General features: G+C 45.3%; 10 protein-coding genes. All 10 read left to right on the top strand.

What is annotated here, in order from left to right:
* Positions 1-116: 116 nt before the first annotated feature.
* Complete coding sequence (locus JMF85_RS27345) at positions 117-1667, top strand: response regulator (protein ID WP_127609304.1); 1551 nt, start codon at positions 117-119, stop codon at positions 1665-1667.
* Positions 1664-3352 (top strand): sensor histidine kinase, encoded by a 1689-nt coding sequence (locus JMF85_RS27340; RefSeq protein ID WP_201319337.1) that lies wholly within the window; start codon positions 1664-1666, stop codon positions 3350-3352. Before JMF85_RS27345 ends, JMF85_RS27340 begins: the two co-directional genes overlap by 4 nt.
* A gap of 432 nt (positions 3353-3784) precedes the next feature.
* Positions 3785-5395, top strand: a complete 1611-nt coding sequence (locus JMF85_RS27335; protein WP_201319336.1) for an N-acyl-D-amino-acid deacylase family protein — start codon at positions 3785-3787, stop codon at positions 5393-5395.
* An 81-nt stretch (positions 5396-5476) separates the two neighbouring features.
* Positions 5477-6799 (top strand): helix-turn-helix domain-containing protein, encoded by a 1323-nt coding sequence (locus JMF85_RS27330; protein WP_141335917.1) that lies wholly within the window; start codon positions 5477-5479, stop codon positions 6797-6799.
* A 15-nt stretch (positions 6800-6814) separates the two neighbouring features.
* Positions 6815-7729 carry an ABC transporter permease gene (locus JMF85_RS27325; protein ID WP_201319335.1) on the top strand — a complete coding sequence of 305 codons (915 nt, stop codon included), beginning with the start codon at positions 6815-6817 and terminating at the stop codon, positions 7727-7729.
* 24 nt (positions 7730-7753) lie between these two features.
* Positions 7754-8986, top strand: coding sequence for a threonine synthase (gene thrC / locus JMF85_RS27320; RefSeq protein WP_201319334.1), 1233 nt, complete (start codon positions 7754-7756; stop codon positions 8984-8986).
* 17 nt (positions 8987-9003) lie between these two features.
* The gene (locus JMF85_RS27315; protein ID WP_201319333.1) at positions 9004-9948 is read left to right on the top strand and encodes an ABC transporter permease; all 945 of its coding nucleotides are present in this window, start codon (positions 9004-9006) and stop codon (positions 9946-9948) included.
* Positions 9949-9968: 20 nt separating this feature from the next.
* Positions 9969-10946, top strand: coding sequence for an ABC transporter ATP-binding protein (locus JMF85_RS27310; protein ID WP_054797829.1), 978 nt, complete (start codon positions 9969-9971; stop codon positions 10944-10946).
* A gap of 2 nt (positions 10947-10948) precedes the next feature.
* On the top strand, positions 10949-11902 hold the full coding sequence (locus JMF85_RS27305) for an ABC transporter ATP-binding protein (protein WP_141335914.1): 954 nt from the start codon (positions 10949-10951) through the stop codon (positions 11900-11902).
* A 123-nt stretch (positions 11903-12025) separates the two neighbouring features.
* A complete protein-coding gene (locus JMF85_RS27300; protein WP_201319332.1) occupies positions 12026-13609 on the top strand; it encodes an ABC transporter substrate-binding protein in 1584 nt (527 codons plus the stop codon).
* Positions 13610-13661: the final 52 nt, after the last annotated feature.

The following is a 13661-nucleotide window of genomic DNA, read 5'->3' as shown; positions in this document are numbered from 1 at the left end:
TTATGAAATCCTAGCTTACCTCATCATGGGTTAACACGTGTTATAATAGACGATAGCAGCACACTCACCTGTACTTCTCGTATACCAGAGACTTCAATTGCAAGGGGTGATTACCAATGAAAGTCATTGTCGTTGAAGATGAACCGAACTCATTAATGGGGATGAGAAGAGCGGTCGAATCGATGGGGATGAATTTGTCCCTGTTTACTTCAAACCATGCCGAAGAGGCAATGGGAATCATTGCGGAGCACCGGCCGGACTTGATCGTTACAGATATTATGCTGCCGGGCATGACAGGCTTGGACCTTGTCGAGCATTTCGTTGGGAAACATTATCAACCTAAAATCATTGTTGTAAGCGGATACAACGATTTTGAATATGCACAAAGAAGCATTCGTGTTGGAGCCGCCGATTATTTGTTAAAGCCGTTCCATACGGAGGAGTTCGCGGAGAAAATCCGCAAGTTTCTACTCCTGATTCAGCAAGAAAAAGAACAGAATCACCATCTGCAGCAGCAGTATACCTTTGCCCAAATGGGAAATCGGTTGATGCGTGATAATTATTTGGCCGATTTCTGTTTAAAATATACGCCGCTTGAAGAGCATATTTACCAAAGGTTAAAGCTATGGAACCTGGCATGGCTGGCGGACCAACCCTATTCTATTATGGTGATGGACACCAAAGGCTATCCGGACGGTAAGCCGATCGGGAGTAATTATGCGCTGCAAACCTTCGCTATCGGGAACATTTTGAATGAAGTATTGATGGACTACGCTGCTACTGTATTTTTCAAGGATTCCAAGCATCGTTGGGTTGTAATAACAGGGAACGACAAGGTTCAAGAGTTGATACATTCGATTATCCACAGTGTCAAAAGTTATCAGAAAATTGAATTGGCAATAGGGATCAGCGCAAAGATGGAGCTTTTCGAACATATCCATTCCGCTTACCAAGATGCACTGAAAGCATTCCGAATCCATTCCTTATCGGACCATTCGGAGTTCTTCTATGAGTCCAATCCATCTAAATCAAGCGGTTATGTGACGCCGGACCAGATGGCCTCCTTGTTGTGCGAGCAGAACGAGGAGGCGATTGCACGGGCTGTCAAACAATTCATCCGAGGCACCGTCATGCTGGAAGGAACGGAGAGCAAAGAGGATGTTACTCGCGGCGTCTTAAATTACCTTTCGCAAATTCATATCAGCCTGAGTGAGAGAACGGCCAAGGAATTGGAAGAAATTCCGATGAGAGTGTGGGAGATGCTCGACGAGTGCAGCACGATTCAAGAGTATCAGCAGGTTTTGCGTGACTACCTCACCAATCTAGGCCGACAGCTGTTCGCTCCCAGGATGAATGCGATTGTGGAACGTGCATTAGAGAAAATGGCTGCCGCTTATATGGAAGATATTACATTAGGTAAAGTCGCGGACGAGTTATCGATTCATCCCGTGTGGCTCAGTCAGGTGTTCAAGAAAGAAACCGGCCAGACCTTCACGGATTATCTTGCCGATCTCCGGATTAACCGCGCGAAGACGCTGCTAAGAGAGACAAGTATGAAAATCTATGAGATTGCCACGGCTGTTGGCTACAATGATTTGCAGTATTTCGGCACGCTGTTCAAAAAGAAAACAGGTGAAACTCCGAAAGAGTTCAGGTATGGCAAATGAGGAAGAGAACGAATTTTAACACGCTGTTCATTAAAATGCTTCTGATTATGTCTGTATCGATGTTAATCCCGATCGCCGTACTAGGCATGCTTTCTTTTGAGAAGTCTAAGCAGCAAATTGAATCCGTCACCTCCCAGTTTCTTCAGGATAATCTCGCATTAAATGCCAAGCTGGTTAGAAAAATAATGGTTAGTGTGGAAGAGGAGTCACGACGCTTAGCTGCATCCAAAGAAATTCAGGACTATCTGGAGACCTACCCCTTAGCTAATGAAGCGGATCAGGTTCCGTTCTCCGTGGTGGAAACGCGACTTCAAATCAAGCTAACCAGCGCTTACCGCATGGATGTATTGACTAAGAATTCGGAGTCTTATTCGCAGCTATATCCTCTCATTCAAGCAGCGGGAAAAAAGGGGGTTTGGATTCATGAGTGGGATCGGGATATGTCCAGCCCGGTATTTATCTATATCGCCTTGATCAGGAACTCCGCCTATGATACCATCGGCATTCTAACGCTGGAGATTCCGGAGTATTTAGTCCGTGGAGGATTAGTCTTCCCATCTTCATTTAAGAACTATAAAGTCATGCTGGTGGATAGCGGAAATCATATCATCTCTAATACGGATACAAGCTTCTACAATAAGGAGTATTACTATGAAGAATATTTTCCGACGGAAAAATGGAAGAAGGGAGAAGTCGAGCTGAACAGGGATGGCTGGAAGCTCATTGCGGCTGTCCCAAGGGATGAGCTCACGGGAACCATTTACCAAATTAAAGATTTCACCTTCTGGATTGTGATGATCAGTATGATTGTTGTCACGCTGTTTCTTGTTATACTTGTACGCACCTTTACGATTCCCATTAAAAATTTGGTTCTGCATATGAATGAAGTGAAGAGAGGGCTGCTAAATCCTTTTGCTCTCTATCAAGAGAGACGAGATGAAATCGGCCAGCTTGTTCGCGGCTACAATCAGATGGTATCGGGTATGCTGGAATTGCTTCACAAGACGAAAGCCATGGAATCAGACAAAAGGCAATTGGAGCTGCAGACCTTAAATCATCAAATCAACCCCCATTTCTTTTACAATACGCTTGATGCGATTAAGTGGAGAGCCGAACACAGCAACGAGACGACGATTGCCGCGATGGTCACTAAATTAGCCAGTTTGCTGCGGTTCAGTCTGAACAATGGGGATGAATGGACGACCGTTGAGCGGGAAATTGAGCATGCCCGAAATTACCTTGACATTGAGCTTCTTCGCAGCAATCGTTCTTTCCAAGTGTTCAGCCAAATTGCACCGGATGTTCGCAAAAAAAAGATTATTAAATTAATTTTGCAGCCGATTATGGAGAATGCGGTGAAGCATGGCATCAGCAAGCATCCGGAAGGAAAAGGGAAGATTAAGCTGACCGCGAAACGGGATGGGAATGAAATTGTCTTCATCATTGAAGATAATGGGCCCGGCTATCATGGCGGGCCCTTGTTGAACTTGGGCAATCCTGCGGAGAGGGACGGAACTGGCGGAATCGGATTAGTGAATGTTCATAAACGGCTAGAGCTGCATTTTGGGCATAAGTTCGGATTATTGGTGCATCCGAATCCGAATACAGGATTTAGAGTCGAAATCCGGCATCCTATTATCGAAGATGGGCAGGATAGCAGAAGTGGTGAACATGGCGGGCTCTAAGATGATGATCAGATGGGTGATATCGATTGTACAAGCTATGCAAGAGCACAGTGTGCCACCGCTGGTCATAAAGGTCTAGCAGATGGATAAGCCCTTTACATGGAGAGACGGGCATGATAAGCTCGCTAGCCTCGCGATGCCTGTTTACCCGCATCGCCCTATCGCGAGGGATTCATGCCCGTAGAGGTTCCATGTCAAGGGCAGCACCAAAAGAAGGAATTGGAAAGTTTTTTGGTTGGGGAAAAGAGCCCGCTTACTTTTAGTCAAATGACCGCAGGAGTCTGTTCGTTGCTAGTTAGATATTGATTTTTTTAAAAAACTACTATAATGAACTTAAAAATAAATAAACAATGAACTAATATTTATGGACATTTATGGTTATGTCTATAATTAGCGCTAATCATCACAAACTCTAAAATGGGGGGCGGAAGGATGTATGACTACAAATTCATTAATGCCAGAATTGTCGACGGCACCGGAAATCCTTGGTTCAGAGGGGAGATTGGCGTTAAAGACGGTAAAATTGTAAGCGTGTCCAAAAATCTTGAAGGGGAGTCGCTTCATGTTATCGATGCAGAGCATCAGATCGTTTGTCCAGGTTTTATAGATGTTCATACGCATGATGATCTTGCAGTCATATCCAATCCTGATCATGAACCAAAGCTTTTTCAAGGTGTTACCTCAGAAGTATTAGCAAATTGCGGTTTTGGTTGTGCGCCTGTAAATAAGCTTACACGTAAACAATTGTTGCAATATATCTCACCAGTATTAGGGACTTATTCCCGCGAATGGGGCTGGAAAAGCTTCAAGGAATATGTAAGCGTTTTATCTGAGCGGTCAACTTCGATGAACTTGGTATCGCAGGTTGCTCATGGGGCGGTTCGCATTGCAGTAATGGGTTTTGAAAGCCGCCCTGCGACAAGCCAAGAGATCGAAGAGATGAAAGCTTTAGTGGAAGAGGCCATGCAAGCGGGCGCAATCGGATTATCTTTAGGTTTGCTGTATGCACCTGGTTGTTATGCGGATCGTGCGGAGCTCATTGCTTTGTCAAAGGTGGCTGCTCGATATGGAGGTATTCTCAACTGCCACATGCGGGCAGAAGGAGACAGCTTATTGGAGTCCATGAACGAAGTTTTCGATATTGCCGAAGCGGCGGAAATTCCGCTTCATATCAGTCATTTGAAGCTCATCGGAGTCAACAATTGGGGGAAAATTCATCATGCGCTTGAATGGATCGAATCTAAAAAGGCTCAAGGACTTGATGTAACCTGCGATATTTACACGTATACCGCAGGCAGCAGCACGTTGATGTCGGTCCTTCCGTCCTGGGTTTCCGAAGGTGGAGTGGAGAAAGCTCTCATGCGGCTATCCAACCCGAAACAGCGGGCCAAAATCAAAAATGACATGGGTAGGAGCGTTAAAGGCTGGGATAATTTTGTGGAGATGCTCGGTTGGGATCGAGTGGTCGTCTCGGCCGTAAACGGAGAGGCCAATACCAATAAAGCGATTGAAGGCATGAATTTTTTGGAAATTGCCGAACATCGCAAACAGGAGCCGGTTGAATGTTTAATGGATTTGTTACTGGAGGAGCAAGGCTGCGTTACAATGATTTTACATCAAATGTCAGAAGAAGATGTAAAAGCGGTTCTCCGTTCGGATTATTCCATGATTGGTTCGGATGGGCTGCCGCTGTCTTCGGAAAAAATTCATCCCCGCCATTTTGGTACTTTTCCCAGATTGCTCAGTAAGTATGTGCGTGATGAGAAAGTGATGCCGCTTCAACAGGCCATCCGGAAAATGACATCCTTCTCAGCGCAAAGGTTTGGGTTTAAACGGCGAGGGATTGTGCAGGAAGGTTATTTTGCTGATCTGGTGGTTTTCAACGAACAGGAAATCAGGGATCGCGCGACGTTTGAGAAACCGAGACAGTACCCCGATGGGATTAAGTACGTGATGGTTAATGGTCGGCTTGTCGCCCGTCACAACCATAAGACTGCGGAACGGCCCGGTGTTTTTGTTCCGTTGCAGTATAAGTGTTGTTGAGTCGTTCATCGAATGCGGACTTTGGGTTTGAGAGGAGGTGCGCTTAACCGACCGATTTGTATAACAGGGGAGATAGTGAAGATGTTAAAGATGGGCATTATTTCGCACGAAAATTTTAAAGGAAAGATTTTAAAGGCTGTAAACGAGGTAGCATCGCTGGATTTGGAGTTTTACCTTAGATGGTATGTTCACGAAAGCCAATCCGTCGAACTGACACTTGAACTTAATCATCAGGTAGATGTGATTCTTTATGGTGGACCTGTACCTTATTATCTGGCCAATAAGGCTGCGGCCATCATGGTTCCGGCAGATTTTGTATCCCATGATGAAGTATCGCTCATGAAAGCGTTGTTTGAACTGCAGAAAATGGGAGTTGATTTGGAAAGAGTCAGTATCGATACGATTCCTGAAAGCACTCTTCGTAATGTATGCGAAGAATTGCAGCTTCCGTTTGAGCGGCTTAAAATTAAACCTCTGACTGAACCGAAAGTGAGTGATGATTATACGACGTTCCATATGGAACTTTATAACAACGGAACAACGGCATTCGCTTTGACCTGCCGTTCGATCGTATATGATCATTTGGTGAGCAAGCAAATACCGTGTTATAACATGATTGCAACGAAAACATCAATCATCAACGCTATAAATCAATTGAATGCCGCATACGAACGCTCGAAGTATCAAGGCTCACAAATTGCAATTGGGCTAATCAAAGTCAAGTCCCCTTCCCTGGTAAAGGAATCGATCATTCATTCTCGCAGATATCAAATTGAGATTCATCAGCATTTGCTGAACTATGCGGAGAAGCTTAAGGCGGGGCTGACGGAATTAAATGAAGGATTGTATTTGTTCTATACCACTTACGGTGTTTTGAAACAAGTGACGAACGGCTTCAAAGAGGTCCCGGATCTAACGGCACTTAAAGATTTAAACATTGTGCTGAGTATCGGAATTGGCACGGGCAATACATCTTCTATTGCTGAAGAAGGTGCAAGAAAAGCTTTATTAAAGGCGGAAAAATCCGGAGACGGTCATGCATTCATCATTCTGGACAATCAAGAACTTCTTGGACCATTAGGGGGGCACACCAGCAGAATTATTGTGAGAACGATAAGCACACAGCTACAGACGATGGCCAAAGAAAGCGGAATTAATGTTCCGACCATGGCGAAGCTATTCCACTTGTTTAAAAATGAACGCCGCTATCATTTTACTGCCGAAGAGCTTTCCAACGAACTGGGACTTTCCCAACGAAGTGCAAGACGGATCTTGACTCATCTCCATAAGGAAGGATTCGCAGAACCGATCGGAGAGGAAATCAGCTCGGGTCAAGGCAGACCACGAAGGATTTACCGGATTAATTTTGCATCACTGGATGTAACGGAAGAACGGATAGATTAAAAGGTGGTGAGTGTAATGGCAAATGTACCTGCCTTGGAGAAACATCCTAATAAACCCAATTTTACAGCTGACGACGATTCGTTTGAATATCAGAGAGACAAATTTGGGATGATATATCATTTATTCCGAAGAAAAACGGTTTTGATCGGTTTGGGGCTTGTTGTATTTGTCATTTGTTTGGCTGTATTTTCTTCACTTTTGACGAGTTATGACCCTAATGGAGTCAAAGTGGAAGAACGTTTAATGTCACCCAGCATGCAGCATATTTTCGGCACAGACGACTTCGGTCGCGATGTGTACAGCAGGGTCATTCATGGCGGTAAAACATCATTGATTATTGGAGCGACCGTTATGTTGCTGGCAGTCGGGGCAGGATCGCTAATCGGATTGTTTTCTGGCTTTTATAAAACACTCGATCATGTATTGATGCGAATCATGGATGGATTGATGTCGTTTCCGGGCCTGGTGCTCGCCATTGCCATGATGGGAGTGCTGGGCGGAAGTTTAACGACCGTGATCATCGCATTAAGCATCGTTTATATGCCGCGAGTAGCGCGGGTCGTGCGCGGTTCGGTTCTCGTCGTTAGGGAATATCCGTTTATCGAGGCGGAGCGGGCGCTTGGAGCAAGTAAAATATATATATTATTCACTCATATTTTACCCAACTGCCTGTCTTCTATCATTATTCAAGCTACATTTATTTTTTCCTATGCGGTGTTGGGTGAGGCTGCTCTAAGCTTTCTTGGAGTGGGTGTTCCTCCGACAACGCCCAGTTGGGGAAATATTCTCAGCGATTCGCGAGTTTATATCGTGCAGGCTTGGTGGATCGCGGTATTCCCGGGAGCGGCCATTATGTTAACGGTGTTAGGTTTGAATATGTTCGGCGACGGTTTGAGGGATATGCTGGATCCAAAGCTGCGGAAGGTATAACAACGGTGTTGGAGGTGAGAAGAGGTGAATTTACGATGCGTCGAATGCGGAAAAGTCTTGCCGCCGGAAATGTTATACGAATGCGATGATTGTGGAGGGATTCTCGAGGTTATCCATCCCAAGGGCGTGGAAACAGATGGTGCTTTACAGACAAGCATGTGGCGCTATAGCAAGAAATTGCCGGTCCGCAGTCCGGATCATATCGTTTCGCTGTATGAAGGAATGACTCCGATGCATCGTGCCTTGCGCATGGAGCAGTCGCTATCAGGCTTTAGAGGCATTGTGTATATAAAGGATGAAACAACCAATCCGACGGGATCATTTAAGGATCGGTTGGTCAGTGTTGCGATCAGTCGGGCACAAGAATTAGGTTGCAACGGAATCATCTGCGCCTCAAGCGGGAACGCCGGAGCTTCTGCAGCCGCATATGCCGCAAAAGTTGGCCTAAAAGCGATTATCGTCGCTCCGAGTCATACGCCCATTGAGAAATTAACCCAAATTTCCGGGTATGGCGCAACGGTTGTGCTTATTGATGGACACTACAGTCATTCGTATCGTTTTGCTGAACGGTTGGCTAAGGAGTTTAATTATGTCAATGTGACGACAACTTATTTGAATCCGTACGGAACGGATGGGCTAAAAACGGTTGGTTATGAGCTCCATGAACAGACGGGAGGAGAAATTCCTGATTACGTGTTTGTTCCAGTGGGTTCCGGCCCTTTAGTGAAAGGGGTTTATCAAGGCTTCCAAGAAGCTTTGCGCGAATCGGGTGATGCGCGCAAAGGGATTCCGAAGATCATCGCCGTACAAGCGGCTGGCTGCTCCCCAATCGTGAAAGCGTTTTATTCGGGCGACATGGAGGTGACAGCTTGGGATCAACCGGCAACAATCGCATCCGGGATCTCTGATCCGCTGATCGGTTATGAGAAGGACGGCACTTATACGCTAAGGCTGATAAGAGAATCCGGTGGGGGAGCGGTTTCCGTTACGGATCATGAAATCCGGAATGCAATGAGAATATTGGCCCAATCGGAAGGCGTGCTCGCCGAACCGACCGGAGCCTGTTCCCTTGCAGGATTCATCAAAATGCAGCAAAACCATCGCATTTCGCAGGACAGTAAAGTAGTATGTATGGTCACTGGCCACGGATATAAAGATTTCAAGGTGTACCGGGAAATGTCACCTGTTGTTCATCAGCTCAAAAGTCCGGATGATACGGAGTCAATTCGTCAATTATTATGTTTGAGCCCTGATTGAAAGGAGTGCCGAGCCGCATGATGTCCTATATTATCAAACGCTTTCTTTCGTTGCTGCCGACATTGTTCGTTCCCTTGCTGCTTATTTTCTTTATGCTTCGTTTGGCGCCCGGGGATCCTGCATCCATTATGCTGGGAGCGGATGCAACTGTCGAACAGGTTGAACAGTTGCGAGAGAAAATGGGTTTAAATGAACCGCTGCTGATCCAACTATTTGCCTTTCTGAAACAACTGGTTACACTCGATCTCGGTGACTCCATCTTTCTAAAAAAACCTGTGTTGACGGTTATTTTGGATCATATAGAAACGACCATTGTACTGACGATTTACGCTTTAATCATTGCAATCGTGATCGGTTTGCTTTCCGGCATCATTTCGGCCATTTACCGTAATAAGTCGATTGACCAGATCGCGATGACCGGAGCGATGATAGGCGTGTCCATGCCGGAGTTTTGGTTTGGCCTGATGCTGATTCTGGTATTTGCCGTCAACTTACAGTGGTTCCCGGTTACAGGCTATGTTCCTTTATCAGAAGGATTCTTCGAATGTATTCGTTCATTGACTTTACCGGCTGTGTCCCTTGGCTTCGTGCAGGCGGCGTTTATCGCCAGGATTACAAGAACCAGCATGCTTGACGTCATTCATGAGGATTTCGTTCGAACTGCAGAGGCCAAAGGATTGTCGAATGGGGTGATCGTATTTAAGCATATTTTGCGCAATGCATTCATCCCGATTTTAACGGTAATTGGAATTACTGTCGCGGTATTAATGGGTGGAGCAATCGCCATCGAGACGGTGTTTAGTTTACCGGGCATCGGCAGAATGATGATCAGCGCCGTGTCCAGGCGGGATTACCCGCTTATTCAAGGCATTGTTATGTTTATTTCTGTAGTGTTTATACTCATCAATATGATCGTGGACATCATATATACGTGGGTTGATCCGCGAATCAAGTATCGGTGAAATGGGAGGCGGAAATGGAAATGACACGACCTTTGCTGCAAATCAACCATTTGGAGCTTTCGTTTATAACGCCCAAAAGTCAAGTTCAAGCCCTTGCCGACGTCTCTTTCGAGATTCAGGAGGGTGAGATTGTCGGTTTAGTCGGGGAGTCGGGATGTGGAAAAAGCATTACTTCCTTGTCTATTATGGGGCTTTTGCCAAATGAATCTACGAGAGTCACAGCTGGATCGATCAAATTCCGCGATATTGAATTGACAGGACTGAATAAACAACAAATACGTGCCATACGGGGTAAAGAAATCGCTATGATTTTCCAAGAACCCATGACATCGCTTAATCCGGTGTTTACCATCGGTGATCAATTGACTGAATCCGTTAAACTTCATTTGAAAATGACCCATAAAGAAGCGAATGATCATGTGCTTTCCATTCTGGAAAGCGTCGGTATTCATCGTTCGCGTAATATTATGAATGAATATCCGCATCAATTGTCAGGGGGTATGCGTCAACGGGTAATGATTGCGATGGCATTATCCTGCAATCCGAAGCTGCTGATTGCAGACGAGCCGACAACTGCGTTGGATGTAACGATTCAAGCACAAATTTTGGCATTGTTAAAGAAAATTAATCTTGAATCGAAAACATCCATGCTGTTCATTACACATGATTTGGGTGTCGTCGCCGAAATGTGCGATCGGGTGATTGTCATGTATGCCGGTCAAATCGTGGAAAGCGGAAAGGTGAAAGAAATTCTGAACAATCCGCAGCATCCCTATACAATCGGGCTACTTAAGTCCATACCTAGGCTGAAGGAAACGCGCAGACGATTGGATACAATACCAGGGACCGTTCCACAGTTTGGTAAAATGCCGTCAGGGTGTCGTTTTATGCCTAGATGCGGTTCGGCAACGGAAAAATGCGCAAATGAACCTTTAATGGTGCATGTTACTGATGATCATGCCGCAAAATGCTGGAATGCCACTGGAAATGAGGGATAAGGATGACTTCAGCGCTGCTTGAGGTAAAAAATCTAAAAAAGGTGTTTACAGTAGGGGCTGGCATTAAGAAGAAGAAGGTACAGGCCGTTCGCGATGTCTCTTTCACGATTAACAAAGGCGAGACATTCGGATTGGTAGGCGAAAGCGGATGCGGAAAGTCGACAACGGGCAGGTTGGCGATCCGATTGATCGAACCGTCAAGCGGGTCTATCACGTTTGGCGAAAAGGATGTAACGATGGCGAAGGAAAAAGAGCTGCGGACGATGCGTAGAGAAATGCAGATGATCTTCCAAGATCCGTACGCTTCGCTAAACCCTCGGATGACGATTGAGAAAATATTGACGGAACCGTATAAATTACAAGGTTTATATACGACGGAAGAACGTAACAAACGTGTTATTTCGTTGATGGAAGAGGTAGGGCTTCGCCCTGCTTATCGAACGAGGTTTCCGCATGAATTCTCAGGCGGACAGAGGCAGCGCATCGGAATTGCAAGGGCACTTGCTTTAAATCCCAAATTAATAGTTGCCGATGAACCGGTTTCCGCATTAGACGTATCCGTACAAGCTCAGGTATTGAATCTGATGATCGATTTGCAGGAAAAATACGGGTTGTCGTATTTATTCATCTCCCATGATTTAAGTGTCGTGAAGTATATCTGTCACCGTGTCGGGGTGATGTATCTTGGAGAAATTGTGGAAATCGGTCCAAAAGAAACGTTATACGAAAATCCGCTTCATCCCTATACGCAGGCGTTATTGTCTTCCATTCCGTCGGTTGATCAGAGGGACCGGGAGCGAATTATTTTAAGCGGAGACGTTCCTAATCCGGCCAATCCGCCCAGCGGTTGTTCGTTTCATCCGCGGTGTCCTAGCTGCATGGATATTTGCAAAATCGAAAAACCTGCGGCCAAGCAGATAGGCGATCAATTGGTTTCTTGTCATCTGTACAATTAAATCGAAAACTCGTTATTTTAGGACATTTATGGATATGGCTATAACTGCTGCTCTCTTCTTGTACTTTAAATTCAGAGTCATCAGACTCAGTCTGTACTCAATATAAAATAAGGGGCGATCAAAGTGGAAAGTAAAAAAAGATTCAAGATTTTTTTGTCTCTAATTCTTATGCTTTCAGTCTTGTTGTCCGCTTGTCAAGACAAACCGTCGTCCGGCCCTGGAACGAATGCAGCAGGTGAGCCTAAGATGGGCGGCACGTTAAAGGTCGCAACTACCGGGGAACCGCCAACGCTTGATCCGACTCAAACGACAGCTTATTCCGCGCAAGAGATCGGTTGGCATATTTATGAAGGACTATTTACTATTGATGAAAATTACAATGCTACTCCAATGCTGGCCAAGGATTATGTTTTTGATGAAACTAAGAATACGTACACCATCCATTTACGTGAAGGGATTAAATTTCACAACGGCAAACAACTGTCCGCGGATGATGTCGTCGCTTCTCTAAATCGTTGGGGGAAGAAAGCAAACTACGGAAAAATTCTGTTTCAGAATTTGCAAGAGTTAAAAAAGGTTGACGATCTTACGATTGATATTGTTTTAAAGAGTCCATCGCCTATCGTACCGATTCTGCTCGCGTTCCCGAATCAGCAGTCCGCGATTTTTCCTAAGGAAATTGTTGAAGCTGCCGGAGACGGTGAGATTAAACAATATATCGGCACAGGACCTTACCGTTTTGTTGAGCACAAGCCGGATCAATATATCAAGCTAGCCCGTTTTGAAGACTATAAACCGCTTGAAGGACCGGCCAAAGGTATGGGTGGCAGCCGCAAAGCTTATTTGGATGAAATTTTGTTTATCCCGACTCCGGAAACTTCGGTGCGTTTGGATGGCGTACAGACGGGTCAATTCGACTTTGCCGAGCAAGTGAACTCCGACATGTACAAGCAGATTCAAGCAAACAATCAAGTAGATGCGTTGATCACCAAGCCCTATTGGTTTACGCAAATTGTGTTTAACAAAAAGTCAGGACCGTTCACGGATAAGAGATTGCGCCAAGCATTTTCACTGGCCTTGGATATGAAACCGATGATGCAGGCCGCTTTTGCCTCCGAAGAATTTTATCGTTTGGACCCAAGTATAATGTTCAAGGAACAGAAGGAGTGGTGGTCTGAGGCTGGGAAGGAAAATTATAATCAAGCCAATCTGGAAAAGGCCAAAAAACTGATGGAAGAAGCCGGCTATAAAGGCGAGAAGCTGCGGTGGCTGACGACGAAAGAATATGACTTTATGTATAAAAACTCGCTGGTTGCAACGGAACAGTTGAAGAAAATCGGCTTTAATATTGAATTGCAGGTAGTAGACTATGCAACGATCGTTTCCAAACGAATGAAGCCTGAGGAATATGAAATTTTTATGGGTGCGACAACATTCACTCCGGACCCGGGAATTTGGCCGATTTGGGAAAGCAGTTGGCCTGGATTCTGGGTAGACCCTAAGAAAGATGAAATGGTGAAAAAATTGAACTCAGAGATGGATCCAAAAGAGCGTAAAAAGCATTTGGACGCGCTGCAAGCCTACTTCTGGGAAGAAGTTCCGTTGCTCAAGGTCGGCGATTTCTTCGTATTAAGTGTAAAGACCAAAGAGGTAAAAGGCCTGGAAGGCACCGCATTCCCATTCTATTGGAACGTTTGGAAGGAATAAAGGTTCTATTGGCATCCTGTCGTTGGGGAGCTCTGCTCCCCTCCAGACATAC

It is taken from the genome of Paenibacillus sp. EPM92 (assembly GCF_016586185.1).
GTDB classification, from domain to species: Bacteria; Bacillota; Bacilli; order Paenibacillales; family NBRC-103111; genus Paenibacillus_G; species Paenibacillus_G validus.
Note: the sequence above shows the minus strand (reverse complement) of the source record. Positions and strands in the feature narration are given on the sequence as shown.

Bases quoted from the DNA above. Each gene is read 5' to 3' on its own strand.
- JMF85_RS27340 (WP_201319337.1), top strand. From the start codon at position 1,664: ATGAGGAAGAGAACGAATTTTAACACGCTGTTCATTAAAATGCTTCTG.
- JMF85_RS27335 (WP_201319336.1), top strand. From the start codon at position 3,785: ATGTATGACTACAAATTCATTAATGCCAGAATTGTCGACGGCACCGGA.
- JMF85_RS27315 (WP_201319333.1), top strand. From the start codon at position 9,004: ATGATGTCCTATATTATCAAACGCTTTCTTTCGTTGCTGCCGACATTG.
- JMF85_RS27330 (WP_141335917.1), top strand. From the start codon at position 5,477: ATGTTAAAGATGGGCATTATTTCGCACGAAAATTTTAAAGGAAAGATT.
- JMF85_RS27310 (WP_054797829.1), top strand. From the start codon at position 9,969: ATGACACGACCTTTGCTGCAAATCAACCATTTGGAGCTTTCGTTTATA.
- JMF85_RS27305 (WP_141335914.1), top strand. From the start codon at position 10,949: ATGACTTCAGCGCTGCTTGAGGTAAAAAATCTAAAAAAGGTGTTTACA.
- JMF85_RS27345 (WP_127609304.1), top strand. From the start codon at position 117: ATGAAAGTCATTGTCGTTGAAGATGAACCGAACTCATTAATGGGGATG.
- JMF85_RS27325 (WP_201319335.1), top strand. From the start codon at position 6,815: ATGGCAAATGTACCTGCCTTGGAGAAACATCCTAATAAACCCAATTTT.